This window comes from Streptomyces sp. NPDC048473 (genome assembly GCF_043200155.1).
GTDB lineage: Bacteria > Actinomycetota > Actinomycetes > Streptomycetales > Streptomycetaceae > Streptomyces.
The window spans coordinates 108900-134832 of sequence record NZ_JBICXE010000021.1 but is presented as its reverse complement, the minus strand read 5'-3'; the positions used below and the strand labels follow the sequence as shown (position 1 = coordinate 134832).

At 69.8% G+C, this 25933-nt stretch carries 24 protein-coding genes and 1 pseudogene; 10 read left to right on the top strand and 15 right to left on the bottom strand.

What is annotated here, in order from left to right:
* Positions 1-43: 43 nt before the first annotated feature.
* Positions 44-1381, bottom strand: a complete 1338-nt coding sequence (locus ACGFU7_RS28955; protein ID WP_393699530.1) for an MFS transporter — start codon at positions 1379-1381, stop codon at positions 44-46.
* Positions 1378-2769, bottom strand: coding sequence for an alkyl sulfatase dimerization domain-containing protein (locus ACGFU7_RS28950; protein ID WP_393699528.1), 1392 nt, complete (start codon positions 2767-2769; stop codon positions 1378-1380). The genes ACGFU7_RS28955 and ACGFU7_RS28950 overlap by 4 nt, the downstream gene beginning before the upstream one ends.
* A 149-nt stretch (positions 2770-2918) precedes the next feature.
* Between ACGFU7_RS28950 and ACGFU7_RS28945 the strand changes: the two genes are divergently transcribed.
* Positions 2919-4151, top strand: a complete 1233-nt coding sequence (locus ACGFU7_RS28945) for a PucR family transcriptional regulator (protein WP_393699527.1) — start codon at positions 2919-2921, stop codon at positions 4149-4151.
* Between the two features lie 21 nt (positions 4152-4172).
* Here ACGFU7_RS28945 and ACGFU7_RS28940 read toward each other — a convergent pair whose 3' ends face one another.
* Positions 4173-5087: a hypothetical protein gene (locus tag ACGFU7_RS28940; RefSeq protein WP_393699525.1), complete on the bottom strand. Its 915-nt coding sequence runs from the start codon at positions 5085-5087 to the stop codon at positions 4173-4175.
* A gap of 79 nt (positions 5088-5166) precedes the next feature.
* Here ACGFU7_RS28940 and ACGFU7_RS28935 point away from each other — a divergent pair, with 79 nt between their 5' ends.
* A complete protein-coding gene (locus tag ACGFU7_RS28935) occupies positions 5167-5361 on the top strand; it encodes a DUF3046 domain-containing protein (protein ID WP_383970450.1) in 195 nt (64 codons plus the stop codon).
* Between the two features lie 181 nt (positions 5362-5542).
* Positions 5543-6709 (top strand): AI-2E family transporter, encoded by a 1167-nt coding sequence (locus ACGFU7_RS28930; RefSeq protein WP_393699563.1) that lies wholly within the window; start codon positions 5543-5545, stop codon positions 6707-6709.
* A gap of 24 nt (positions 6710-6733) precedes the next feature.
* Here ACGFU7_RS28930 and ACGFU7_RS28925 read toward each other — a convergent pair.
* Positions 6734-7102: pseudogene (locus ACGFU7_RS28925) on the bottom strand (short-chain dehydrogenase); the annotation flags it as partial.
* 351 nt (positions 7103-7453) lie between these two features.
* On the opposite strand from ACGFU7_RS28925, the gene recA reads away from it, so the two are divergent.
* On the top strand, positions 7454-8581 hold the full coding sequence (gene recA / locus ACGFU7_RS28920) for a recombinase RecA (RefSeq protein ID WP_393699523.1): 1128 nt from the start codon (positions 7454-7456) through the stop codon (positions 8579-8581).
* Positions 8582-8584: 3 nt separating this feature from the next.
* Positions 8585-9316, top strand: coding sequence for a recombination regulator RecX (gene recX / locus ACGFU7_RS28915; RefSeq protein WP_393699522.1), 732 nt, complete (start codon positions 8585-8587; stop codon positions 9314-9316).
* A 32-nt stretch (positions 9317-9348) separates the two neighbouring features.
* Here recX and ACGFU7_RS28910 read toward each other — a convergent pair whose 3' ends face one another.
* Positions 9349-9993, bottom strand: a complete 645-nt coding sequence (locus tag ACGFU7_RS28910) for a hypothetical protein (protein WP_393699520.1) — start codon at positions 9991-9993, stop codon at positions 9349-9351.
* Between the two features lie 427 nt (positions 9994-10420).
* Here ACGFU7_RS28910 and ACGFU7_RS28905 point away from each other — a divergent pair, with 427 nt between their 5' ends.
* Positions 10421-12997 carry an FtsX-like permease family protein gene (locus ACGFU7_RS28905; RefSeq protein WP_393699518.1) on the top strand — a complete coding sequence of 859 codons (2577 nt, stop codon included), beginning with the start codon at positions 10421-10423 and terminating at the stop codon, positions 12995-12997.
* Positions 12998-13070: 73 nt separating this feature from the next.
* Here the strand turns inward: ACGFU7_RS28905 and ACGFU7_RS28900 are convergent, their stop codons facing one another.
* The 8 genes from ACGFU7_RS28900 to ACGFU7_RS28865 form a co-directional block, all read right to left on the bottom strand.
* Positions 13071-13478: a rhodanese-like domain-containing protein gene (locus ACGFU7_RS28900; protein ID WP_393699517.1), complete on the bottom strand. Its 408-nt coding sequence runs from the start codon at positions 13476-13478 to the stop codon at positions 13071-13073.
* Positions 13475-13993: a cysteine dioxygenase gene (locus ACGFU7_RS28895; protein WP_393699515.1), complete on the bottom strand. Its 519-nt coding sequence runs from the start codon at positions 13991-13993 to the stop codon at positions 13475-13477. Before ACGFU7_RS28895 ends, ACGFU7_RS28900 begins: the two co-directional genes overlap by 4 nt.
* A gap of 103 nt (positions 13994-14096) precedes the next feature.
* Positions 14097-14168 carry a putative leader peptide gene (locus ACGFU7_RS28890; protein WP_309544753.1) on the bottom strand — a complete coding sequence of 24 codons (72 nt, stop codon included), beginning with the start codon at positions 14166-14168 and terminating at the stop codon, positions 14097-14099.
* A gap of 47 nt (positions 14169-14215) precedes the next feature.
* Positions 14216-15829, bottom strand: coding sequence for an FAD-dependent monooxygenase (locus ACGFU7_RS28885; protein WP_393699514.1), 1614 nt, complete (start codon positions 15827-15829; stop codon positions 14216-14218).
* A gap of 239 nt (positions 15830-16068) precedes the next feature.
* Positions 16069-16980 carry an amino acid ABC transporter permease gene (locus ACGFU7_RS28880; protein ID WP_393699513.1) on the bottom strand — a complete coding sequence of 304 codons (912 nt, stop codon included), beginning with the start codon at positions 16978-16980 and terminating at the stop codon, positions 16069-16071.
* On the bottom strand, positions 16977-17642 hold the full coding sequence (locus tag ACGFU7_RS28875; RefSeq protein WP_393699511.1) for an amino acid ABC transporter permease: 666 nt from the start codon (positions 17640-17642) through the stop codon (positions 16977-16979). Before ACGFU7_RS28875 ends, ACGFU7_RS28880 begins: the two co-directional genes overlap by 4 nt.
* A gap of 74 nt (positions 17643-17716) precedes the next feature.
* A complete protein-coding gene (locus tag ACGFU7_RS28870) occupies positions 17717-18562 on the bottom strand; it encodes a glutamate ABC transporter substrate-binding protein (protein ID WP_393699510.1) in 846 nt (281 codons plus the stop codon).
* Between the two features lie 69 nt (positions 18563-18631).
* Positions 18632-19417, bottom strand: a complete 786-nt coding sequence (locus ACGFU7_RS28865) for an amino acid ABC transporter ATP-binding protein (protein ID WP_393699509.1) — start codon at positions 19415-19417, stop codon at positions 18632-18634.
* A gap of 317 nt (positions 19418-19734) precedes the next feature.
* On the opposite strand from ACGFU7_RS28865, the gene ACGFU7_RS28860 reads away from it, so the two are divergent.
* Positions 19735-20427, top strand: coding sequence for a response regulator transcription factor (locus ACGFU7_RS28860; protein WP_393699508.1), 693 nt, complete (start codon positions 19735-19737; stop codon positions 20425-20427).
* 15 nt (positions 20428-20442) lie between these two features.
* The gene (locus ACGFU7_RS28855) at positions 20443-21837 is read left to right on the top strand and encodes a sensor histidine kinase (protein WP_393699506.1); all 1395 of its coding nucleotides are present in this window, start codon (positions 20443-20445) and stop codon (positions 21835-21837) included.
* A gap of 9 nt (positions 21838-21846) precedes the next feature.
* Here the strand turns inward: ACGFU7_RS28855 and ACGFU7_RS28850 are convergent, their stop codons facing one another.
* Positions 21847-22845 (bottom strand): TAXI family TRAP transporter solute-binding subunit, encoded by a 999-nt coding sequence (locus ACGFU7_RS28850; RefSeq protein ID WP_393699505.1) that lies wholly within the window; start codon positions 22843-22845, stop codon positions 21847-21849.
* Positions 22846-23026: 181 nt separating this feature from the next.
* Between ACGFU7_RS28850 and miaB the strand changes: the two genes are divergently transcribed.
* Together miaB and ACGFU7_RS28840 are read left to right on the top strand one after the other, a co-directional pair.
* Positions 23027-24520 carry a tRNA (N6-isopentenyl adenosine(37)-C2)-methylthiotransferase MiaB gene (miaB, locus tag ACGFU7_RS28845; protein ID WP_393699561.1) on the top strand — a complete coding sequence of 498 codons (1494 nt, stop codon included), beginning with the start codon at positions 23027-23029 and terminating at the stop codon, positions 24518-24520.
* 68 nt (positions 24521-24588) lie between these two features.
* The gene (locus ACGFU7_RS28840; protein WP_393699503.1) at positions 24589-25302 is read left to right on the top strand and encodes a class III extradiol dioxygenase subunit B-like domain-containing protein; all 714 of its coding nucleotides are present in this window, start codon (positions 24589-24591) and stop codon (positions 25300-25302) included.
* A 93-nt stretch (positions 25303-25395) separates the two neighbouring features.
* Here ACGFU7_RS28840 and ACGFU7_RS28835 read toward each other — a convergent pair whose 3' ends face one another.
* The gene (locus ACGFU7_RS28835) at positions 25396-25656 is read right to left on the bottom strand and encodes an antitoxin (RefSeq protein ID WP_393699501.1); all 261 of its coding nucleotides are present in this window, start codon (positions 25654-25656) and stop codon (positions 25396-25398) included.
* Positions 25657-25933: the final 277 nt, after the last annotated feature.

Below are 25933 nucleotides of genomic sequence, written 5' to 3'. Positions count from 1 at the left end.
GCCCTATGGACCGAGCCCCTTACACACGTACCCGTCGACCCGTTCAGTGCACTGCGAGGCCCATCGGCGCGGTCTCCGCCATGTCCAGCCGTGCCGCGTCCTTCTCCGGGCGCAGGAAGCAGACGGCGAACGCACCGGCCACCGCCACCAGCCCCGCCATCAGCAGATACGCCGAGTGGTAGCCCGTGGGCACGGAGGCCGCCGCATCCACCATCCGGCCCGTGACGAGCGGCGACAGGATCCCGGCAAGGGCATAGACGAAGGCCAGGGCGCCCAGCGCCACCCCGCGCTGCCCGGCCGGTGCGATCCGGGCGACGGCCGTCTGCGAGACGGTGAGGATCACATTCGTCAGCGCCATCGGCCCGACCATCAGCGCGATCTTCACGCCCACCGGGTCCACCTCGGCGAACACCGTGATCGACAGGGCGGCCACACACATCAGGAGACCGCCGCCGAGTCCGGCGGGCAGCCTGGGCGCGGTTCCGTTCCGGGCCGTCCGACGCGCCAGCAGCCCATGCCCCAGCAGCACCACGGAGTTACCGACGGCCGTAGCCGTCACCACCGCCCCCGACTGCTTCAGCGTCAGCCCCGACACCTCGTGCAGATAGTCCGGCGCCCAGGTCAGACCCGCCGAGAGTATCCAGTAGGCGGCGAACGCCCCGAAGGCCGCCGTCAGCCAGGTGCCGGAGAGCAGCAGCCTGCGATACGGAACGGACGGACCGGCCCCGTCGGAGCCGGCCGAGGAGCCCCTTCCCAGGGGAGGCGCGAGCGGCCCCTCCTCACCCCGTACATACCAGCACACCGCCCACACCAGGCCGACCAGCCCCACGGCGCCGAAGGCCCAGCGCCATCCCCACACATCGATCACCACGGTCAGCAGTGGAGCGGACAGTGCCACTCCGCCCGCCGCACCGACCATCAGCACGGCGGTCGGCAGCGTCCGTTCCTTCTGCCCGAACCAGCCGTGCAGATGGTGCACCGCCACCGGCGCAGCAGGCCCCTCGGCAGCCCCGAGCAGTACCCGGGTGGCGATCAGCGTCCCGAACCCGGCGGCGCCGAGCAGCATCGGCAGCTGCGCCACCGACCACAGCAGCGCCATCCCGAGCAGCAGCACGGTGGTGCGGATGCGACGGGTCAGGAACGACACCCCCAGCGCGGCCAGGCTGAACAGGGCGAAGAACGAGGACTGCGCCGTGCCGAACTCACCCCGGGTCAGTCCCAGCTCGTCGCGGATCGGGTCGGCGGCCAGGCCCATCACGGTCTTGTCGGCGAAGTTCACCAGCATGAAGGTGAGCAGCAGCCAGGTGGTGCCCCATGCGCCCTTGCGCACCTGTTCCTCCGCCGCGGTCCCGTCCCTCGTACGGAGGCGGTCCGCGGTCACCCGTCCTCCCCGCCGCAGCCGCACTCGTCCTCGTCCGAGACTCCGACGCTGATCATTCCGGCGGCCCGCTTCCGGCCCTCCGGGGAGCGCGTCAGCTCGGTCTCCAGATCGGTCCCTTCAGCCACCGCCGCCGACTCCGCGGCCGCCCAGTTGAACACCCCGCGGGCCATGGTCGACGTCTCGGACCCCGCCCGCTGCGCGTACACCCGGGCGCGTATCCGTGCCACTTCCACATCGGCAGGGGCCGCCAGCGCGGCGGTCTCCGCCAGATGCGAGGCGAGCCTCAGCTCACCCTCCTCCAGCAGCTTCAGCGCCCGCTGAGCCAGTACGGAAGCGCCGCCCGCGGCGCCAGCGAACTCGGTGGCGACCGCGGCGTCCGGGGCCGGCTTGAGATGGGCCGGGTTCTGGTCGTACCAACCGCCCCAGAGCCGCCAGAGGTTACGTACGACGAACTCCGGCTCGTCGTAGGCGGGATGCAGATAGGGCTTTGCCAGTAGCTCCTGCGGCACCTGTACGCCGTGCAGCACGGCATCGAGGCGGTGACCCGCGTTCATCAGGGCCCTGGTCTGCTCGCAGAGCGACTCCAGGAGCCGCGCTGTGTCGTCGAGCGCCCGGTGCACGCGCTCCCTGCCGACGATCGGCACACCGTGGCCGGGGAGCAGCAGTTCGGCGCCGAGCTCCTGCATGGCGCGCAATGCCCGCGCCCAGTCCTCCGGGTACCGCTGCACCTTCTGGGGGTTGCCCGCGTTCGGGGTGTTCCAGATGAAGAGGTCACCGGTGCACAGCGTCTTGAGTTCGGGAACCCACACATAGGTGCTGTCGTCCGTCTCACCCTTGGCATGCACCAGCTCGAAGGTCAGATCACCGCGCTCGACGGTCATCCGGTCGCGGTAGGTGGTGTCGGGGTAGCGGTAGGTGGACGGCCAGTCCAGCGACGGTACGCCGAACTGCCTGCGGTTGATCCAGGAGTTGTAGCCCGCTGTGCTGATGTACCGGTCGAAGCGCGCCGTGACCGCCTCGTGCGCGATGACCTCGGGCCGTGTACGCCCCTCGCTGTCCGCCTGCGCGTCGAACGGCGCGACACCGAAGACATGGTCGACATGGCCGTGCGTATAGACGACGGTACTGACCGGCTGTTCACTGAAGGCGCGCACCGCCTCGTGCAGCGGACGCGCCGTGCGGATGTCGCCGGAGTCCACCAGCACCAGCCCGTCACCGGTGTCGAACACCGCCACATTGGCGAAGGCGGGCAGGAAACCGACCCGCTCGCGCACGGTCACCAGCTCCGCGCCAGAGTAGGCCCCGGACAGATGCGCCAGCAGTGTGTCCTCCCCCTGCCACACCCGGTCGATATAGCTGAGATAGTCCGTCGACTTGTGCTCGGTCATACCTGCGGCTCCTTCGGTGCTGTACGGCGGATCGCCCGGAACCCGAGTCTCGGCCCAAGAAGTGACCTGCAACACCCGCCCTCGTCACACTGCGATGAGCTGCGTACTGTGACGCATCACAAGGACCGCAGGGGAGAGGGAGCGCTGCCATGCCACTGTCCGACGCGGCCAGGGTCCTCGCCCTGCGCTGCGAGCCCAAGGTCAATGAGCTGGCGCGGCGCATGACCCGCCAGTCCTTCGAGCAGCTCCCCGGATACACCGGACTCCCGGACGACGTGAAGGACCTGGAGATCGCCGCGACCATCCGGCACGGCGTACGTCTCTTCCTTCGCCGCGCCACGGAACCACACCCCGGTCCCGGCGGGCTCCGCCTCTTCCGCGAACGGGCGGCGCAGCGTGCCGAGGAGGGCATGCCGCTGCATCTGCTGCTGCGCAGTCACGCGCTCGGCATGTACGTCCTGTGGCAGTCGCTGCGCGAGACCGCGGAGCCCGGTGAGGAGGGCGCGCTCATCGAACTGGTCGATCTGCTGCTCCAGTCGCACCACTTTCTGGTCGGCGCAGTGGCCGAGACCTATATGGACGAGCGATCCGCACTGGAGGCGGAACAGCGTGAGCAGCGCCGCTCTTTGGTACGCGGGTTTCTCGACGGGACGCTGGAACCCGGCCGTGCACTGCTGGAGGAGCTCGGCCTCGACGGGCCCGTGCTCGTGCTCGCCGTCGTCCTGGAACCGTTGGCCGACGCCGATCCGGAATCGGGCGGTTCGGAACTCGGGAGCGCGGTGACCGTACGGCGTCGGATGCGGCGCATCCAGACCGTTCTCGACCAGCGATTCGGCACGGAACTGCTCTTCCTCTTCGACGCGGGAACAGGACGGGCCGTCGTACCGCAGGACTGCGAGCCACCCGGCGACCTGGCCGAGCGGCTGACCCGTGCCTGCGGGGGCGAGGTCCGGATCGCCGCCGTCCCGGCAGCGGCACCCGAGGCGGTCCCCGAGGCGTCCCGCACGGCCGTGGAGATCCTTCGGGTCGCCCGCACGTGCGGGCTGCCGCCCGGGCTGCACCGCCTCGACGACGTACTCCTCGAATTCCATCTGTCGCGCCCCGGCCCCAGCAGCCACCGCATCGCCGCCCTGCTGGACCCCGTCGCAGGCCGTCCGGAACTGCTGCAGACCCTCCGCATCCACCTGGCACAGCACCAGGACAGGCGCCTCACCGCGGCGCTGCTGGGACTGCATCCCAACACCGTCGACAACCGGCTGGCCAAGCTCACCGAGCTGACCGGACTCGATCCGTCGTCGCCACGTGGCGCCGCGCTGGCCATCGCGGCCCTGCTGCTGCGTGACACCGTTGCCGGGGCCGATGGCGTATCCGCAGCCGGCTGACCGCCGGCCTGCCCGCCGGTCTCAGTCGAGGCTGCGTCCATGGGCCCGCAGTGTCAGGAGTGCCTTGAGCGTCACGATGGGCCGTCCCTCCAGAGCCGTCCCCGGCGCCCACTGCCGCCAGTTCACCGGCCAGCCGCCATCCGCCTGCTGCTCGGCCGCAAGATGGTCGAGCGAGCGGGTCAGCTCCTCGTCGGTGAACCAGCGGCGGGCGAGCGAATCGGGAGTACGGGCGTAGTCGTACGGGAAGTGCTGCTCGCCCGGTGCGTATCCGGCCGCCACCGGGTACTCCGTGCGCCGCTCCGGATCCAGCACGGCGAGCCGCTGTTCCCGCACCAGCCGCCCGAGCCGGTCGGCCGCCGCCTCCGCGCGGGCCCGGTCCGGAGCGCCGTCCAGAAAGGCGAGCGCCGCCTCGATCTCGTACGGATGCGACCGGTCCAGAGCGTCGACCGACGCCCAGCAGAAATCGGTGGCCCGGAACAGCCAGGCATGCCACACCGCGTTGCGGTGCAGGAGCCCGACGACGGGTCCGGTGGTCAGCAGCTCCGCGGGCGGGTCGTCGACGATCGGGATGAACGGTGCGGCCGGATAGCCGCGCTGCGACGGCAGGAGAGCGGGCAGCGCCCCTTCCTTGGTGGACACCTCGGTCAGGAAGCGGCAGATCCGCTCCACCCGCGGCCCGCTGCAGCGGCCGATGGAGTCGAGGACGTTGAGTGCGTGCGCGGTGTGCAGTGGCTGACTGACGGGGCCACGCAGATCGGGTTCGAGCGCGTGCCCGTATCCGCCGTCCTCATTCAGATAGGCGGCGAGTGCGGTCTCCACGGCGTCCGCACTTCCTTTCAGGAAGTGATGGGCGAACCGCCGCTGTTCCAGGACACGGGCCGTGAGCCAGATGAACTGCTCGGCACGGTTGAGGGGACTTGTTCCGGTTGCAGCCATGGACCGACCGTAGGGCGGTAAGCGCTCTCGGCAAGGCATAGCGGCCCGGCTGCACTCTCAGGAGCGGGATACTGAGGTCATGCGGTTGACGATTTTCTGGGAACGGATGGCGGACCACTTCGGCGCGGGATACGCCGATTCCTTCGCGCGCGATCATGTGATGGCCGAGCTCGGCGGGCAGACGGTGCACCAGGCGCTGGCCGCGGGCTGGGATGCCAAGGACGTCTGGCGCGGTGTCTGTACGGCGGTCGGCATCCCTGCCGACAAGCGCTGACCACCGGCTCGTCAACGGCCGGACCTGTGATGTTGTCCGGGGCGGGCGGCTGTTTGTCACAGCGGTAGGCGAGACTGGAGCCGTGTCACCGACAGACGAGACAGCCCAGACCCAGACGCCTCCCACTCAGCCTGCCCCGTCCGCCCCGCCGGCCGCGCCGTCCGGCACCGGGCCGGCCCGTATGCCCGCGTGGCTGCCGCGTGCCATGGTGCTCGCTCTGGCGCTCTACGCCTGTTTCCAGCTCGGCAGCTGGGCGTTCGACCAGCTCATCGGGCTGCTGATCAATGTGCTGATCGCGTTCTTCCTCGCACTTGCCATCGAGCCGGCGGTGAGCCGGATGTCGGCCCGCGGCATGCGTCGCGGCCTCGCCACCTTCCTGGTCTTCCTGGCCGTGCTGATAGCCGCGGCCGGTTTCGTCGTGCTGCTCGGCTCGATGCTCGCGGGCCAGATCGTCGACATGGTCGAGGAATTCCCGAAGTATCTGGACTCGGTGATCAACTGGGTCAACCAGAACTTCCACACCGAGCTCTCCCGGGTCGAGGTCCAGGACAGCGTGCTGCACTCCGACTGGCTGCAGAAGTACGTCCAGAACAGCGCGACCGGAGTGCTCGACATCTCCACCACCGTGCTCGGCGGGCTGTTCCGTCTTCTGACGATCTTCCTGTTCTCGTTCTACTTCGCCGCCGACGGTCCCAGGCTGCGGCGCGCCCTGTGCTCCGTACTGCCGCCCGCCAAGCAGGCCGAGGTCCTGCGGGCCTGGGAGATCGCGGTCGACAAGACCGGCGGTTACCTCTACTCGCGCGGCCTGATGGCACTCATCTCCGGGGTCGCGCACTACATCCTGCTGGTGATCCTCGGTGTTCCGTACGCGCCCGCGCTCGCTATCTGGGTCGGACTGGTCTCCCAGTTCATCCCCACGATCGGTACGTATCTGGCAGGCGCCCTGCCCATGCTGATCGCGTTCACCATCGACCCCTGGTACGCGCTGTGGGTGCTCGGGTTCGTCGTGGTCTACCAGCAGTTCGAGAACTATGCGCTGCAGCCCAAGCTCACCTCCAAGACCGTCGACATCCATCCGGCGGTCGCCTTCGGATCGGTCATCGCGGGCACGGCGTTCATGGGTGCCGTGGGTGCGGTGATCGCGATCCCGGCCGTCGCCACGCTCCAGGCGTTCCTCGGCGCCTATGTGAAGCGGTACGACGTGACGGACGACCCGCGGGTGCACGGCCGCCGCCAGCAACGTGGTGAGCCGGTGCTCACGCGGCTGCGCCGGTCCTGGCGGACTGCCGAGAGCAATGAGGGCCGGGGCGGACAGGACGGGGCCGGGGAGTATCCGGAACGTGCCTGACTGCCTCGGTGATGGGGGCTCGTTTCAGCGATAGCCCGTCACGTCGGCCGGCCCGCCCTGGTCCTGGACCTCGGTGACATATCTCCAGGCATCGGGCCGACTGCCGTCGAGGTCGGTGAAGCCGTAGACCTTCGCCAATTGCCCGCTGGACAGCGACCCGCCGTTCCAGCGCGACACCCGGGGGTCCTGCGCGAGCGCGGCCACTGCCCGGCCGACGAAGGCCGGGCTCTCGGAGATGGCGAAGTGGGGCGAGTGCGTGATCGCGTCACGCCAGTTCGCCTCGGTGACGCCGTGGGCCTCCAGCATGGCTTCGGACCGCAGCCAGCCGGGCGTGAGGGACACGGCGGTCGCGCCGTGCGGCTCCAGCTCGTGCGCCAGCGCGAACGCCATTCGCACCCAGCTGAACAGCGATGCCACGGCCCGCACCCCGCGTCGCCCCGGCCACCAGAGCCACTTTTCCTGAGGGTTCTGTCCCCATACGGCCGGAATTCAGCACGGTGTCGATCGTTGATCTTGACTCCCCGAGAGCGGAGTGCTAGGGCGCTACTCTGGGGGCAGTTCGGTCCGGCGTGGTGCGCTTGACACCAAAATCGAACATCCATTCTCATGGGATTCCGGCCGGGTTTTCCCGGGCCCGACCGTGGAGTTGTCCACAGGCCGGGAGGACGTCGAGGCCCATTGTCAGTGGCAGGGGTTAGCGTCTTTGACGTGAAGCGATCGACTCAAGCAAATCGGGTGGAACCCATGGCAGGAACCGACCGCGAGAAGGCGCTGGACGCCGCACTCGCACAGATTGAACGGCAATTCGGCAAGGGCGCGGTGATGCGCCTCGGTGAGCGGCCGAACGAGCCCATCGAGGTGATCCCCACCGGGTCGACTGCCCTCGACGTGGCCCTCGGCGTCGGCGGCCTGCCGCGCGGCCGTGTGGTGGAGGTGTACGGACCGGAGTCCTCCGGTAAGACGACGCTGACGCTGCACGCGGTGGCCAATGCGCAGAAGCTCGGCGGCTCGGTGGCCTTCATCGACGCGGAGCACGCCCTCGACCCCGAGTACGCGAAGAAGCTCGGCGTCGACATCGACAACCTCATCCTGTCCCAGCCGGACAACGGCGAGCAGGCCCTCGAAATCGTGGACATGCTGGTCCGCTCCGGCGCCCTCGACCTGATCGTCATCGACTCCGTCGCGGCGCTCGTGCCGCGCGCGGAGATCGAGGGCGAGATGGGCGACTCGCATGTGGGTCTGCAGGCCCGACTGATGAGCCAGGCACTCCGCAAGATCACCAGCGCGCTCAACCAGTCCAAGACCACCGCGATCTTCATCAACCAGCTCCGCGAGAAGATCGGTGTGATGTTCGGCTCGCCGGAGACCACGACCGGTGGCCGGGCGCTCAAGTTCTACGCCTCGGTGCGCCTCGACATCCGCCGGATCGAGACGCTGAAGGACGGCACCGATGCCGTCGGTAACCGCACCCGCGTCAAGGTCGTGAAGAACAAGGTCGCGCCGCCCTTCAAGCAGGCCGAGTTCGACATCCTCTACGGCCAGGGCATCAGCCGCGAGGGCGGTCTGATCGACATGGGCGTGGAGCACGGCTTCGTTCGCAAGGCGGGCGCCTGGTACACGTACGAGGGCGACCAGCTCGGCCAGGGCAAGGAGAACGCCCGTAACTTCCTCAAGGACAACCCCGATCTCGCCAATGAGATCGAGAAGAAGATCCTTGAGAAGCTGGGCATCGGCGTCAGGCCGGATGCCAACGCCGCCGAGCCCGGTGCGGACGCGGCGGGCGGCGCCGCGGCTCCGGCCGACAGCACGAAGTCGGTGCCCGCTCCGGCCGGCAAGGCCAAGCCGGTCAAGACTGCGGCGGCCAAGAGCTAGGCCGTGACGCGTCGTACGGAGTGGCCGGTCAGCGCCACTGATCATGTCGCCGGTCCCGGCCCCGAATTCGCCGCCGGACACACGGCCGAGTCCGAGGGCGCGTACGAGCCGGAGGCCGGTCCGGGTCCCGGCACCGGCTCGGGCGCCGGATTCGGTGAGGGGGCGGGTCGTCGTGCCCGCTCCCGCTCCAGGAGCAGCGGCTCCCCTTCCTCGTCGAGGGCCGAGAAGGGGGAGCCGCGAGACCCGGTCGAGCAGGCGCGCAACATCTGTCTGCGGCTGCTCACCGGGACCCCGCGCACCCGAAAGCAGCTCGCGGACGCCCTGCGCAAGCGGGAGATCCCGGATGAGGCGGCCGAAGAAGTGCTGTCGCGATTCGAGGATGTCGGCTTGATCGACGATGCCGCGTTCGCGGACGCCTGGGTGGAGTCCCGGCACCACGGCCGAGGGCTGGCTCGCCGTGCTCTCGTCCGTGAGCTGCGCACCAAAGGGGTGGACTCCGCAGTGATCGACGAGGCCGTCGGACAGCTCGACTCCGAGCAGGAGGAGGCGACCGCCCGAGAGCTGGTCGCGCGCAAGCTGCGCTCCACTCGCGGCCTGGACCGCGACAAACGGCTGCGCCGCCTTGCGGGCATGCTCGCCCGCAAGGGGTACGGGGAAGGCATGGCCCTGCGCGTGGTGCGGCAGGCGCTGGAAGAAGAAGGCGAGGACACGGAAGGCCTGGACGAGCCCTTCTGACCCGGGCCTACTGGGCGGGGCGGTTGTACTGGTTACTGCCCGGCGCGGGCGGCGCGGCTGATGGTGGCGTCGATCAGGGCGAGCGCATCTGCGGCGGTGCGGCCGGGGTGCCGGTTCCAGGGGCCGATCAGCCCGGTCCAGCCCTGGGAGCGGAGCTCGGCGATGAGCCAGGCGCCCGCCCGGTCCACGGTGTCGCGGGAGCCGTAGCCCAGGCGGTGTGCGGTGAGAAGGGCGCCGCAGACGCACCGCGCGCCGCGGGCGTTGCGCAACCGGTACGGGGTGTTCTGCCAGCCCCACTCGGTCAGGATCTGCCGTGCGTAGGCGAGATGGGTGGAGGGCCGCACCTCGGGCTGCCCGATGCGCCGCCAGGAGTGGAGCCGGTCGGGGAGGACCGCGCCCAGGCGCCCGGGGAGGGGCCGTTCGCGCGGCGCGGTCGCCGGCAGGGCGCGGACGGAGTCGGCGATGAGCTGGTCGACCGGTACGGACAGCAGGTCGCGCCAGTCGGCCGGGTGGCAGTCCGGCAGTTGTTCCGCGGTGCCGGGGGAGGAGGGGAGCGCGGGGTCGGGGGTGGTGAGGCCCCAGCCGGAGACGATCTGCTGCCACGCCTCGGTGTCATGGAGACGAGCGGCCTGAACGTCGAGCTGGTCGGGGGTGAGGGTGGGGGCGGGGGTCGGCATGGGTGCGAGGTCTCCGTCACGTCGGTCCTTGGCGTTGAGGCGAATGTCCGTCGGGTACGGGGATTGCTCCACCGGAGCGTGGCGTTCGGGTGTGTCGGGGCGGATTCGGGGGATGGGCGAACGGTGTGCGGGGGGTAGCCCCAGCACGAAGACGCAGGCGCGCTCCAGTGCACGGACATCTCTGCACAGAGCACTGTGTGACGCATGGCAGAGAGGCGCGCAAGGCGGAGAAGGCGCGCATGACGGAGACGCCGTGCACGTCACAGACGCTGCGCACGCCACCAACCACCACCGGCGTGAACTGGCCCTCCGCGCCGACCTCGCCCTCTCCGAGCCGCTCTGACGCGGAAGCGACCCGGCTTCGGCCCCAGACCCGCCCCCGACCGTGATCCCGGCGGACAACTAACAGAAAAGAGACGGACGCACCATGATGCTGCGCTATGCCCTGCAGACCATCCGGGACCGCAAGGGCGGATTCCTCGGTGCCTTCCTGGCCCTCATGTGCGCTGCCGCCCTCATCACCGCCTGCGGCACGCTGTTGGAGACCGGCCTGCGCGGAAGGATCGCCACCGAACGCTATGCCGCCGCGCCACTCGTGGTCTCCGCCGACCAGAACGTCCACCGCACCACCGTCAAGCACAAGGGCAACGGAAAGACCAAGGTCAAACACAAGGCGAAGCCGGTTGCCGAGCGCGCCTGGCTGCCTGCGGCCATCGCCGACCGGATCAGCACCCTGGAAGGCGTACAGAAGGTTGTTCCCGAACTGACCTTCCTGGCCCAGCCAGTGACCCAGCCCGTGACTCGGTCCGCGACCCAGCCCGTGTCACAGTCCGCCGCCCATCCCTCGTACGGCCACTCCTGGGCCTCCGCCCCGCTCACCCCCTTCGTTCTCGTCTCAGGCCGCGCCCCCGCCTCCGAGGACGACGTGGTGATCGACCGCGGCCTCGCCGAACAGAAGGGACTGACGCCCGGGGACCGGCTCGTCGTCCAGTCCACCAGCACCCCCCGCCCGTACCGCATCAGTGGCATTGCGGCCCCGGCAGGCCGGGGCGACCTCCGGCAGCAGTCCTCGCTGTTCTTCTCCACTGCCGAGGCCGAGCGCCTTGCCGCCCGCCCCGGCCGTATCACTGCCCTCGGCGTGATGCCTGCGCCCGGCACCGACCCCACCCGGCTGAAGCATCAGGTCGAGCAGGCGCTCAAGGGCACCACCGCGCAGGTCGTCACCGGTGACGACCGCGGGCCCGTCGAGTTCCTGGATGCCGCGGGAGCCCGTATCAAGCTGGTCTCCATGGGCGGCGCCATGGGCGGCACGTCCCTCTTGGTCGCGATCCTCGTCGTGGTCGGCACCTTCGCGCTCTCCATCCAGCAGCGCCACCGCGAACTGGCCCTGCTCCGCGCCATCGCTGCCACTCCGCGTCAGATCCGGCGCCTCCTCGGCCGTGAGGCCCTGGTCGTCGGAGCCGTTGCCGGTGTGTTCGGCGTGCTCGCGGGACTGCCCCTCGCCGGCTGGCTGCACAGTCGATTCATCGACATGGGTGTGATCCCGGCGACCCTGGAGCGCACCGCAGGCATCTTCCCGGCCTGCGCGGCCCTGGCCGTCACCCTCCTCGGCGCCGGGGCGGCGGCGAGGATCTCCGGTCGCCGTATCGCCCGTATCCGTCCTGCCGAGGCCATGGCCGAGTCCGCTGTCGAGCGCGGCCCGGCCCGGGGCCGGATCGTCGCGGGTCTCGTGCTGCTCGCGGGCGGCGCCGCTCTCGTCGCCGTACTGAGCGTCCTGCGTACCGAGGCCGCCGCGACCCCTGTCACGTTCCTGGCCGTCGCCGTGTCGGCCACGGCCGTGTCACTGCTGGGCCCGATCCTCGTACGAATGGCTTCCGTACTGCTCGCGGGACCACTTCGACTGGCCGGTTCCGGGGGACCCCTCGCGACGGCGAACATCCGCGGGAACTCCACCCGGATGGCCTCCGTCGTCACCCCGCTCACCCTGCTCATCGGGATGACCTGCACGGTTCTCTTCGTCCAGCCGACGCTCGGCGATGCCGCCCGCGCCCAGGCCCGCGAAGGCGTCCGCGCCACCTGGGTACTGGCCGCGCAGGGGCCGGGTGTCCCGTCCGCGGCCGCCGAGACCATCCGCAGGACGCCGGGTGTCACGGCCGCCACCGAGGTCGTACGGACCACCGTGCGCGTCGGCCTCGACAAGTACCCGGCCCAGGGCGTCACCCAGGCAGGTCTCGCCCGCACCTGGGATCCGGACGTGACGCGCGGATCGCTCGCCGCGTTCACCACCGGCCCCGGCACCGCCGCGATCAGTGAACTCGCTGCCGACCGGCTCGGCCTCCACCCCGGCAGCAAGCTGAAACTCCACCTCGGCGACGGCACCCCTGCCACCCTCACCGTGGCCGCCGTCTACAGCCGCGGCCTGGGATTCGGCGACCTGACCCTGCCCCATGACCTGCTCGCCCGCCACATGGACAACCCTCTTGCCGCCACCGTCCTGGTCGCCGGGGACAGCGGCCGCGACGAACTCGCCGCCGCACTCGAGCAGTTCCCCGGCGTCTCCGTACTCGCCCCGGCGACTGCCGACCGGCTCCAGGCGGACCGACAGCAGGAGAATGCGGCGGTCAACCATCTCGCCATGGGCCTGGTCCTGGCGTTCACCGCCATCGCCGTCGTCAACACCCTCGCCATGTCCGTGTCCGAGCGCATCAGGGAGTTCGCCATGCTCAGGCTGGCCGGCGCGACCCGGCGTCAGGTCCTGCGGATGCTCCGCATCGAGGCCCTGTCGGTCCTGCTGATCGCTGCTGCCCTCGGCAGCGGTATCGCACTGGCTGTGCTGACCGCCTTCAGCATCGGCATGACCGGCAGTGCGGCGCCCGCCGTTCTGCCGCTGGTGTACGCGACGGTGGTGGGCGGCGCGGCACTGCTGGCACTGACCGCCACGGCGCTGCCCGGCCGACTGGCACTCCGGGTCCGCCCGGTGGAGGTCGCGACGTCCAGGCAGTGAACCGCCGACAAGATCCGGTGCCGGCGTCGCACAGCAGACCGCCGGCACCCAGCCCCCGCCCCCACCCCGTCCGTCAGGCCTCGACCGGAAGCCCCGCCGCACGCCACGCCTGGAACCCGCCGATCAGATCGGTCGCCCGGTGCAGCCCCAGCTGTCGCAGGGACTCGACGGCGAGACTCGACGCATAGCCCTCGTTGCAGACCACCACGATCTGGAGATCGTGGCTCACCGCCTCCGGGGCCCGATGGCTGCCCTGCGGGTCGAGCCGCCACTCCAGCTCATTGCGCTCGACGACCAGCGCCCCCGGAATCAGCCCGTCCCGTTCCCGCAGCTCCGCATAGCGGATGTCCACGAGCAGCGCCCCGTCCGCAGCGGCGGCGACCGCCTCCTGTGGGCCGACCCGGACGAACCCGGCTCGGACCCGTTCCAGTAGTTCGTCGATCCCGACCGGCCCCGTACCACCCCGACGGCTGTCGCTCACTGCCAGTCCTCCGGCCGTTCGACCTGCTCAAGACGGAGCACCGCACCGTTACGGCTGTAGCGCCGGATCTGCGGCAGCGGCGGGTAGTACGCATGGACGGAGACGGCGTGCTCCGTGCCGGACTCGTTCAGCACCTCGTGGACGTGGTGGCGGCCGAATGCCCTGCCCTGGCCGGTGGCCAACTGCCGGGAACGGTCGATGCCCTCGGCGAGTTCGAGGGTCTTCCAGCCGTCGGTGGGCAGCCGGGCGGCGAGCGACAGCTCCTTGAGGGTGCCGACCGCGGTGGTGAAGGCGCCGATCGAGTCGGCGTGGTCGTGCCAGCCGGTGCCGGTACCCGGCGGCCAGCCGATCAGCCAGGCCTCACTGCCGCCCGGTCCTTCGAGCTGGACCCAGGTGCGGCCTTCGGGATCGAGGGGGAGCGAGGCGATGCTCTCGGCGTCGGCTGCGACACGGCGGACGAAATCGAGCAGTTCCCCGGCCGTCGGACCGGAAGCCTCATCGGCGGCGGAGGACATGCGTACAGAGGGTGACGAAGGGGCAGACACAGAGACCGTCCTGAGGGTTCGCGCGGATGCACGGCCGCACGACAGAGCGCACAGCACGGCAGGAAGAGGCGATTCAGCAGGACGGGCGACACACGCAGCCCGCATAGCGGACGAGGTCCATATGGACCCTCCGCCACAGGCGCACATCGGTGTCGGTCACGTTTCGGAGTACACCATGTGCGCCTGCGATGGTCAATTGATGTCCGCCGTCTGGTCGGAGCGCACGGAGGTGCGTGCCGCGCCGCCGCGCGTCGCGTCGGCCGCCGCGAAGAGCTCCCGGGGCCGTACCCCGCCGAACGACGCCACCAGGTGGCCGTCCGGCCTGATCAGCAGCACGGTGTGGGCCGACGCCCCTGGATAGCTCTCGGTCACCAGCAGCTCGCCCTTCACCGGCAGCGCGTCGACAGCCGCGACGAGGCGGGGCATGACGCCCGCGGTCATCCAGTGACGCCGGTCCCACACCCCGGTACCGGGCGCCACCAGGACCACCAGCAGATGCCCCTGCGCCAGACGCTCGCGCAGCCGCACGGTCGTGCCGTCGGGCGCCGTCACCCGTACATCGGTGACCGGCGCACCGGGGGGCGTACCCACAGATGTGTGCGCCTCGGCGCGTGGGGGCGCAAGGGGCGAGTGCGAGTACGAGGGGGGCGCACCGAGAGGGCCGCACCCCAGATGTCCGTCGGTGAGCAGCGAGTCGTGCCCCCGTGCGCTCCCCGGGACCAGGGTCCGCAGACCTCCGCCGCCGCGCAGTATCGGCAGCGACTGGTCCGCGGCGCGCAGCCGTGCGGCGACCGCGGCCCGGCGCTCCGCCTGGTAGCTGTCGAGCAGTACGTCGGAGGCGCCGTGGTGCCAGGCCTGGGCCAGCTTCCAGGCCAGGTTCTCGGCGTCCCGCAGCCCCTCGTCGAGCCCCTGTGTGCCGAGTGCGCCCAGCAGATGGGCGGCATCCCCCGCCAGGAAGGCCCGGTCGACCCGCCAGCGCAGGGCGAGCCGGTGGTGCAGCGTGTACACGCCCGTGTCCAGCAGTTCGTACGGCGGTGTCTCGCCGCACCAGCCCGCCAGGGTGTCCCGGATCCGGGTGATCAGGGCGTCCGGGGTGACGAGCTCACCACGCGGCGGCAGCAGCCAGTCCAGCCGCCAGACGCCGTCCGGCAGCGGCCGTGCGGTCACCTCGGCACCGCCGGTGCGCCACGGCGGCAGCCGGTGCAGCACGGCCTGCCCCGGCCAGGGAAGCTCGGTGCGCAGCGCCGCGACGGCATGCCGCTCCACCGCCGTACGCCCGGGGAAACGGATGTCGAGGAGCTTGCGCACGGTGGACCTGGCGCCGTCGCAGCCCACCAGATAACTCCCCCGCCACCAGGTCGCGTTCGGCTCCCTGGTGTGGACCGTGACTCCGGCCGGGTCCTGCTCCAGCGTGTCGATCCGGCTGTACGGAGCCACCTGCACCAGCTCCTGTGCGGCCACCGCGTCCCGCAGCCCGCGCGTCAGGGCATGCTGCGGCAGATGGATGGGGGCCGGCAACGGATCACTGTCGGGGGAGTCCTCGCCGAGCGGCAGCTCCCGCACCAGCTGCCTGCGTCGCATGGACCGCCAGCCGGACCACCGCATGCCCTCGTGCCGGAGCGCTTTGCAGCCGAGCCGCTCCACCAGGGCCGCTGTGTCCTCGCGCAGCACAACCGTACGGGCGGGCCGCGTCTCGTCCTTGGCCGGATCCTCGTCGAGAAGGACGGAAGGGACGCCTTGTGCCGCGAGGGCGAGCGACAGCACCAGGCCGACGGGCCCGGCGCCGACGACGATCACCGGGTCCACGACGTGGCTCCTCGAAGAATCCGTGCAGACGATGCAGACGATGCAGATGATGCAGACGAAAGGAGCGAACAGTGCGAAAGGGGTGTAGGAGGCGGAGGACGTGTGGCGGCGGGGGCTCGGTGCGCGATCACAGAACGTATGCAACCTACTGCCGGTGCGTGCGTCAAGTGACACCGGAACGCGGCGAGGGGCGGTGGCAGATGTGCCACCGCCCCTCGCGGACGTCTGTCGACGAGCCGTCAGACGGCGCGTCCGTCATCGATGTGGAGCGACGGCGCACCGATGGTCTCCGGCTCACCCCCGGGGCCGGCGCCGACCACCGCGCCCGTGCTCTTCTTCGCGCGCCGGAGCCGACGCTCCAGCCAGCTCGCGAACGAGGTGAGGGCGAAGTTCACCACGAGGTAGATGACCGCGACGATGGTGAAGCACGCGATGGTGTTCGCACCGTAGTTCGCACTCATCGGCCGGATCGATGCCAGCAGTTCGGGGAAGGTCAGCACCCCACCACCGAGCGCGGTGTCCTTCACGATCACGACGAGCTGGCTGACGATCGCGGGCAGCATCGCGGTCACCGCCTGCGGCAGCAGCACGAAGACCATGGTCTGGCCCTTGCGCATGCCGATCGCCTTGGCCGCGTCGGTCTGTCCCTGCGGGAGGGACAGGATGCCGGCGCGCACGATCTCGGCCAGCACCGAGGCGTTGTAAAGCACCAGGCCCGTGACCACGGCGTACAGCGGACGCACATCGGTGCTGATATTGGTGTACTCGGAGTACGCCGCGTTGGCGGTGATCATCAGGATCAGCACCGGGATGGCGCGGAAGAACTCCACAACCACGCCGGACGGCATCCGCGTCCACCGGTGGTCCGAGAGCCGGCCGATCCCGAACAGCGCGCCCAGTGGCAGCGCGATGATCAGGGCGAAGAACGCGGCCTTGAGCGTGTTCTGGAGGCCCGGCCAGATGTACGTCTCCCAGGGCTGGGAGCTGGTGAAGAAGGGCTTCCACTTGATCCAGTCGAGCTGGTGCTTGGCGGCGAGGCCGTCGTACACCCACCACACCACGACCGCTGCGACGAGCACGAACAGGACCGTGTACAGGATATTGCGCTGCTTGGCGCGCGGTCCCTGTGCGTCGTAGAGGACGGAGGTCATCGCTTCACCGCCACCTTCTTGCTCACCCAGCCGAGGACGAGGCCGGTCGGGAGGGTCAGGACAATGAAGCCGAACGCGAAGACGGCCGAGATCAGGATCAGCTGGGCCTCCTTCTCGATCATGCCCTTCATCAGGTACGAGGCTTCCGCGACCCCGATCGCGGAAGCGACGGTGGTGTTCTTCGTCAGCGCGATCAGTACGTTGGACAGCGGGTTGACCACCGCCCGGAACGCCTGGGGGAGAACGATCAGCCGCAGTACCTGGGTGAAGCTCAGACCGAGCGCACGCGCGGCCTCGGCCTGGCCGACAGGAACGGTGTTGATGCCGGACCGGAGTGCCTCACACACGAAGGCCGACGTGTAGGCGATCAGGGCGAGCACCGCGAGTCGGAAGTTGATGTCGGTGAAGTCGCTGGCGCCGAGCTTGATGTTGAGCGTCGAGAACAGGCCCAGCGACGAGAAGACCATGATCACGGTCAGCGGAATGTTCCGGACCACGTTCACGTAGGAGGTGGCGAAGCCACGCAGCAGGGGGACCGGGCTGACCTTCATGCCGGCCAGCAGCGTTCCCCATATGAGGGAGCCGAGGGCGGAGTAGACGGTGAGCTGCACCGTCACCCAGAACGCCCCAAGCAGGTCGTAACCATCAAGAAAGTCGAACACGATCTCCCGCGCTTCCGCGTGTAGGAGGGCACGGCGCGCCGCCGTCAGTGACGGCGCGCCCGGTCAGCCCTGCTTCACTTGACGATGTTGCCGATCTTCGGGGCGAGCTCGTTCTTGTAGTTCGCCGGGCCGAAGTTGGCCTTCACGGCCTTCTCCCAGGAACCGTCCGAGACCATCTTGGTGAGCGCGTCGTTGATCTTCTTCTTGAGATCGGCGTCGCCCTTCTTCAGACCGATGCCGTAGTTCTCGTTGCTCATCTTGAAGCCGGCCAGCTTGAACTTGCCCTGGAAGTCCTTCTGCGCGGCGAAACCGGCCAGGATGCTGTCGTCGGTGGTCAGCGCGTCGACGACCTTGTTCTCCAGGCCGGTCAGGCACTCCGAGTAACCACCGAACTCCTGGAGGTCGGCCTTCGGCGCCAGCTTGTCATGGACGTTCTGCGCCGAGGTCGAGCCGGCGACCGAACACAGCTTCTTGTTGTTCAGGTCGGCCGGGGACTTGATCGAGTCGTCGTCGGCCCGGACCAGGATGTCCTGGTGCGCCAGCAGGTACGGGCCCGCGAAGTCGACCTTCTGCAGACGCTCGTCGTTGATCGAGTAGGAGGCGGCGATGAACTTCACGTCACCGCGCTCGATCGCCGTCTCGCGGTCGGCGCTCTTGGTCTCCTTGAAGTTGATGTCCTTGGCGTCGTAGCCGAGTTCCTTGGCGACGTACGTGGCGACATCGACGTCGAAGCCGGTGTACTTGCCGTCGGGCGTCTTCAGGCCGATACCGGGCTGGTCGATCTTGATGCCGATCGAGATCTTCTTGCCGCCGCCCGAACCGTCCGAGCCGCTGTCCTTGTCGTCGGAACCACAGGCGGTGGCGGTCAGGGCGAGGGCGAGCACGGCGGCCGAGGCGGCGGTGACCTTACGAAGCTGCATGGTGAAATTCCCTAGAGTTGACGCGATGTGAGTGATCAGCCGGTCCGGAAACCGGCACTGAAGGCTCCATCAGTGGTGAAGGATCTTCGACAGGAAGTCCTTGGCCCGGTCACTGCGCGGGTTGCTGAAGAACTGGTCGGGCGTGGCCTCTTCGACGATCTTCCCGTCCGCCATGAAAACAACCCGGTTCGCTGCCGAGCGGGCGAAACCCATCTCATGGGTGACGACGACCATGGTCATGCCGTCGCGGGCGAGCTGCTGCATGACCTCCAGCACCTCGTTGATCATCTCCGGGTCGAGCGCGGAGGTCGGCTCGTCGAAGAGCATGACCTTGGGGTCCATCGCCAACGCCCGTGCGATCGCCACACGTTGCTGCTGGCCGCCGGAGAGCTGGGCGGGGTACTTGTCGGCCTGGGTCGCGACGCCCACCCGGTCGAGCAGCGAGCGCGCCTTGTCCTCGGCAGCCTTCTTGTCCGTCTTGCGGACCTTGAGCTGGCCGAGCATCACGTTCTCGAGCACCGTCTTGTGGGCGAAGAGATTGAACGACTGGAAGACCATGCCGACGTCGGCGCGCAGCCTCGCCAGCTCCTTGCCCTCCTGGGGCAAAGGCTTTCCGTCGATCGAGATCGCGCCCGAGTCGATCGTCTCCAAGCGGTTGATCGTGCGGCACAGCGTGGACTTCCCGGACCCGGAGGGCCCGATGACGACCACGACCTCGCCACGGGCGATCGTCAGGTCGATGTCCTGGAGCACATGCAGCGCGCCGAAGTGCTTGTTGACGTTGCTCAGCACAACCAGGTCGCCGGCCGCGGGTGCAGCGTCCTCGGCGCCCTTGGTTACTGAAACTCCGCTCATCGGCTTCTTGCTCCGTCCTCCTCGGTTGGGAAGGACCTTAGTGACGCAGTGCGACCAGCGTCATTACATCTGAGCGGAAATTGAGCATAACGATCCGGCGGCAACCGGACACTCCGCGTGAACGGGACGTCCTGCGAGACGGTCCGGGCGTACCGGGTGCATAACGGAAACCTGGATGCAACGGGCGGGCACTTGACTGGCCCACCGGTCATCGGAGTGGATGCCCTGGTACACCCTGATGTGAAACACCTCGGTACGGGGAAGTAACCGGGGGAGTACGCGACCGCACCGACACCGCACCTTCGGAGAGGGAGGCCATGAGACTGCTGCTCGTCGAGGACGACAACCACGTCGCCGCCGCCTTGTCCGCGATCCTCGCCCGGCACGGCTTCCAGGTGGTGCATGCCCGCAGCGGCGAGGAGGCCCTTCAGGCGCTCCTCCCCGCTGACACGGAACCCTTCGGGGCCGTGCTCCTCGACCTCGGGCTGCCCGACCAGGACGGCTACGAGGTGTGCGGGAAGATCCGCAAGCGCAGCTCCGTACCGGTGATCATGGTGACCGCGCGGGCCGATGTCCGCTCGCGGATCCACGGCCTCAACCTCGGGGCCGACGACTATGTGGTCAAGCCGTACGACACCGGCGAGCTCCTCGCCCGTATCCACGCCGTCAGCCGACGCAAATCGGCCGGCGAGGACACCGTGCCCACGCCCGTCGCCGCGCTGCGCCTGGGGCATGTGCACATCGAGCTGCCGACCCGCCGGGTCAGCGTCGACGGGAGCGAAGTCCAGCTCACCCGAAAGGAGTTCGACCTGCTCGCGCTGCTCGCCCAGCGGCCCGGCGTGGTCTTCCGCCGGGAACAGATCATCAGCGAGGTGTGGCGCACGAGCTGGGAGGGGACGGGGCGCACGCTGGAGGTGCACGTCGCTTCCCTGCGCTCCAAGCTGCGGCTGCCCGCACTGATCGAGACGGTGCGCGGGGTCGGCTACCGCCTCGTCGCCCCGTCCGCGTAGAGGCGTACGTCCCAGGTGCGCACCCGGCTGCTTCCGCTCCTCATCGTTCTCATGGCGAGCGTCCTGCTCGCGCTCGGCTTCCCGCTGGCCGTCAGCGTGGCTGCCGCCCAGCAGCAACGCGTCGTCATAGACCGCATCGACGACACGGCACGCTTCGCCGCGCTCGCCCAGTTCATCGCCGAGCGGACCCCCGGTTACGACGAGCGCCGCCGCACCCTGCGGAGCGAACTCGACACCTACGCATCGGTGTACGGCATCCGCGCCGGTGTCTTCTACCGCGACGACAGCGCCATGGCGAAGGCCCCGGCCCACTGGCAGCTCCCGATCGAGGGGGAGGGGCGAGAGGCCTTCAAGGAGGCGCTCCTGGGGCGTCGCAGCCACGATCCGCCGCAGGTCTGGCCCTGGCAGCGGGGCAGGGTCGTCGTCGCCTCACCCGTCGTACGGGACGGCGATGTCGTCGCTGTCGTGGTCATCGACTCGCCGACCTCCGAAATGCGCGCGCGCACGCTGCGCGGCTGGCTGCTGATCGCGGCCGGCGAAGCGGTCGCGATGCTGGTGGCGGTCGGCGCCGCGATCCGGCTCACCGGCTGGGTGCTGCTGCCCGTACGGACCCTGGACGCGGCCACCCACGACATCGCCAGCGGCCGGATGAGATCCCGGGTCGCGGCCTCCGGAGGGCCGCCGGAACTAAGGCGCCTGGCCCGCTCGTTCAACGAGATGGCCGACAACGTCGAGGACGTGCTGGAGCAGCAGCGCGCCTTCGTCGCCGACGCCTCGCACCAGTTGCGCAACCCCCTTGCCGCGCTGCTGCTGCGGATCGAGCTCCTCGCCCTCGAACTCCCCGAGGGCAACGAGGAGATCGCCTCCGTGCGCACGGAGGGCAAGCGCCTCGGGCAGGTTCTGGACGACCTGCTCGACCTGGCGCTGGCCGAACACGCCGATGCCGATCTGCAGCTCACGGACATAGGCGCGCTCACCGCGGAACGCGTCGCTTCCTGGCGGCCGGTCGCCGAGGAGAAGGGAGTACGGCTCAGGGCGGACGGCTCGTCCGCCGTTACCGCCTGGGCGGACCCCATCGCCCTGTCGAGCGCCCTCGACGCCATCATCGACAACGCCCTGAAATTCACCCCTGCCGGCGAAGAGGTCCTCGTCACGGTCGCCTCCGGCCGCGATGACGTCACGGTCGTCGTCGCCGACCGCGGACCGGGCCTCACCGCACAGGAGATGGAGCGCGTCGGCGACCGCTTCTGGCGCAGCGCCCAGCATCAGAACGTGAAGGGTTCCGGCCTCGGGCTCTCCATCTCCCAGGCCCTCCTGGTGGCGGGCGGCGGCTCCATCGGCTACGCCGCCCATGAGCCGCACGGGCTGCGGGTGACGGTGTCGGTGCCACGCCAGGGCCCGCAGGGCTGAGCGCGGGGATCAGGGCTTGACCGAGCGGTAGTAGCGCTTGGCCCCTTCGTGCAGCGGCAGCGGATCGGTGTAGATCGCCGTCCGCAGATCCACCAGCTGGGCCGCGTGCACCTCGCGCCCGATCCGGTCCCGGCTGTCGATCACGGTCCGAGTGAACGCCTCGGTCATCGCCGGATCCGTACGGTCCGTGGTCACCAGCACATTGGCGACCGCCACCGTCGGCACCGCCTGCCCCTGCTGTGCATTGCGGTAGGCATCGGCGGGCATCACGGCCGAGCGGTAGTAGCGGGCGGACCCGCCCACGGCCTGAAGCTCCTTGATCAGCGGGGCCTCCAGCGGCACCAGCCGGATCGCGAACCGGTCCGACAGCTCCTGCACGGCGGAGGTGGGCAGTCCGCCGGACCAGAAGAAGGCATCGAGCAGGCCGTTCTCCAGTTGCTTCGGCATGGTGTCGATACCATCGGGAACCGGCGTCACATCGTTCGCGGGATCCAGACCGGCGGCCGTCATCAGCCGGTCGGCGACCAGCCGTACGCCCGACCCCGGCTGTCCCACCCCGACGCGCTTGCCGATCAGGTCCGAGACCTTCCGCACCTCCGAGTCCCGGGGCACGACCAGCTGGACGTAGTCGTCGTACAGCCGCACACAGCCCCGCAGCCGGTCGGCGCCGGGCCGGCCGCTGCGCAGATAGGTGGCCAGGGCATCGGTGGTGGCGATGGTGAAGTCGGCCTTCCCGGTCGCCACCCGCGCGATGTTCTGCTGCGAGCCCTCACTGGTCTGCAGCCGTATCGACACCTGGGGCAGATCGCTGGCCAGGTCCCCCTTGAGCCGTTCGCCGTAGCGCTGGTAGACCCCGCTGCGTACGCCGGTGCTGAAGGTCAGCGTTCCGCTCGGCGCCGGTTGTCCGAGCGGGAGCAGCCACCACAGCAGCAGCCCGAGCACGACGACGAGGGCGGCGCACGCCTGAAGGGTGCGGCGCCGGCCGATACGGGACAGTGCCTGGAGCATGGCGGCGATCCTGCCAGCCCGCCGGGGCGATGACCAGGGGCGGGCCCCGGCGGCAAAGAGCCGCAGTCCCCGCACCCGGGCACAGGGGCCGTGAGCCCGGCCGGAGAGGTATTCATCATTGCGGCCCGACCGGAGCCCTTACCCTGGACGGGTGAGCGGCAACGACGTGGCTGGTGGAGTAGTGGACGGTTTGAAGACGTACGAGGTGCGCACCTACGGGTGCCAGATGAACGTCCATGACTCCGAGCGGCTGTCGGGGCTGCTGGAGGGCGCGGGTTACGTACGTGCCGCCGAGGGCTCCGACGGCGACGCCGACGTCGTCGTCTTCAACACCTGCGCGGTCCGGGAGAACGCCGACAACAAGCTCTACGGCAATCTCGGCCGGCTCGCCCCGATGAAGACCAAGCGGCCCGGCATGCAGATCGCCGTGGGCGGCTGCCTGGCGCAGAAGGACCGCGACACCATCGTCGCGCGGGCCCCCTGGGTGGATGTCGTCTTCGGTACGCACAACATCGGCAAGCTGCCGGTGCTGCTGGAGCGCGCCCGTATCCAGGAAGAGGCGCAGATCGAGATCGCCGAGTCCCTGGAGGCCTTCCCCTCCACGCTCCCCACCCGCCGCGAGTCCGCCTACGCGGCGTGGGTCTCCATCTCCGTCGGCTGCAACAACACCTGCACCTTCTGCATCGTCCCGGCGCTGCGCGGCAAGGAGAAGGACCGCCGCACCGGCGACATCCTCGCCGAGATCGAGGCACTGGTCGCCGAGGGCGTCTCGGAGATCACCCTGCTCGGCCAGAACGTGAACGCGTACGGCTCCGACATCGGCGACCGCGAGGCCTTCTCCAAGCTGCTGCGCGCCTGCGGGAAGATCGAGGGCCTGGAGCGGGTCCGTTTCACCTCGCCGCATCCCCGCGACTTCACGGACGACGTGATCGCGGCGATGGCCGAGACGCCCAATGTGATGCCTCAGCTGCACATGCCGATGCAGTCGGGCTCGGACACGATCCTCAAGGCGATGCGGCGCTCGTACCGGCAGGAGCGCTTCCTCGGCATCATCGAGAAGGTGCGCGCCGCGATGCCGGACGCCGCCATCTCCACCGACATCATCGTGGGCTTCCCCGGCGAGACCGAGGAGGACTTCGAGCAGACCATGCACGCGGTCCGCGAGGCGCGCTTCGCCAACGCCTTCACCTTCCAGTACTCCAAGCGCCCCGGAACCCCGGCCGCCGAGATGGAGGGGCAGATCCCCAAGGAGGTCGTCCAGGAGCGGTACATGCGTCTGTCCGCCCTCCAGGAGGAGATCTCCTGGAAGGAGAACAAGAAGCAGGTCGGCCGAACGCTGGAGATCATGGTCGCGGAGGGCGAGGGCCGCAAGGACGGCGCCACCCACCGCCTCTCCGGCCGCGCCGCCGACAATCGCCTGGTCCACTTCACCAAGCCGGACGAGGACGTGCGTCCCGGCGATGTGGTGACCGTCGAGATCACCTACGCGGCCCCGCACCACCTCCTCGCCGAGGGCGCTCCGGTGGGCGTACGGCGGACCCGGGCCGGGGACGCCTGGGAGAAGCGCACCGCCACCGAGGCCGCCAAGCCTGCCGGAGTGATGCTGGGGCTGCCCGGTATCGGTGCCCCGGCGCCGCTGCCGGCCGCGGCGGCCCCCGGCTGCGGCTGCGACTGACACCGGCAGGACGCAGGCGGCGGCGGTGGCAGACGGGCGCACAGCGCCCAAGCAGTACGCTGCCCACCATGCTTGTCGCCGCCGCTGTCTGCCCCTGCCCGCCCCTGCTGGTACCCGAGGTCGCCGCCGGTGCCGCGCCCGAGCTCGACGCCCTGCGGAAGGCCTGCGCCGATGCCCTCGGCGTGCTCGCTGCCGCCCGGCCCGATCTGCTGATCGTTGTCGGGCCCGCGGACCACGCGGGGCGTGGCCCGCATCCCGAGGGGGCCACCGGCACCTTCAAGGGCTTCGGCGTCGACCTCGGTGTACGGCTGGGGCGCGAAAAGGGGCCGGTGTCGGACCGCCCGCTTCCGCCGTCGCTCGCCGTCGGCGCCTGGCTGCTCGCCCGCGCGCCATGGGGCGCGGCGCCGGTCGAGGGGCTCGGCGTGGGGGAGCCGCTCGAAACCGGTCGCTGCACGAGCACCGGACGGGACCTGGCCGCCAGGGCGGACCGGGTGGCCCTCCTGGTGATGGGTGACGGCAGCGCCTGCCGCACGCTCAAGGCCCCCGGCTATCTGGACTGCCGTGCCGAGGCGTTCGACGCGGCGGCCGCCCATGCGCTGGGCACGGCGGACCCCGACGCGCTGATCGCGCTGGACGAGTCGCTGGCGTACGAACTGAAAGTGGCGGGCCGGGCGCCCTGGCAGGTGCTCGCGGGCGCGGCCGAGGGGGCGGGCCTGGGCGGACAGCTGCTGTACGAGGACGCTCCGTACGGCGTGGACTATATGGTCGCCACCTGGTCCTGAGCCCCCGCCCGTACCCTTGCCCGAGCGGATACAGCCGACGGCCGTGCAGCGTCGTCGCTCCACGGCCGTCCGTCGGGCTTGATCAGTTGATGTTCAGGAAGCGGGCGGCGTACCACCGTCGTCGTGCTTGGTACCACCCTCGTCGTGCCTGTGGGACAGGCGCTCGACCGCGTCCTTGGCCTTCTTCGTGCCGGACTCGATCTTGTCGCTGTACTTGCCCTTGGTCTTTTGGTCGACCGTCCGTGCGGCCTTGTCGAGCCCTTGGTCGATCTTGTCCCCGTGCTGATGCGCGAGATCGCCGACCTTGTCCTTGGCGGGGCTCAGCTTGGCCTTCAAATTGTCCAGGAAGCCCATCGGGCACCTTCCCTGCTGGGGGGACTAGGGTCGGGCGTCCTCTCCGGCCTCGCTGCCGGCGGCCTCATCAGGCAGCCCTGAGGGTGAACGGCAAACCGTGAAAAAACGCCCGTATTCACTTACGAATTCTACTGGTACGGGCGAAGATCCGCGCCGCGCGCAGCGTCGCACCCCGCCACTCGGCGCCCCGGGGGCCGGGGCAGGGGGCTTCCGGCCGGCACGGCAAACGACCCCCGTTCGGAGCCGGTCACCTCTCTCGTTCGGGAAGAGGGCCAGA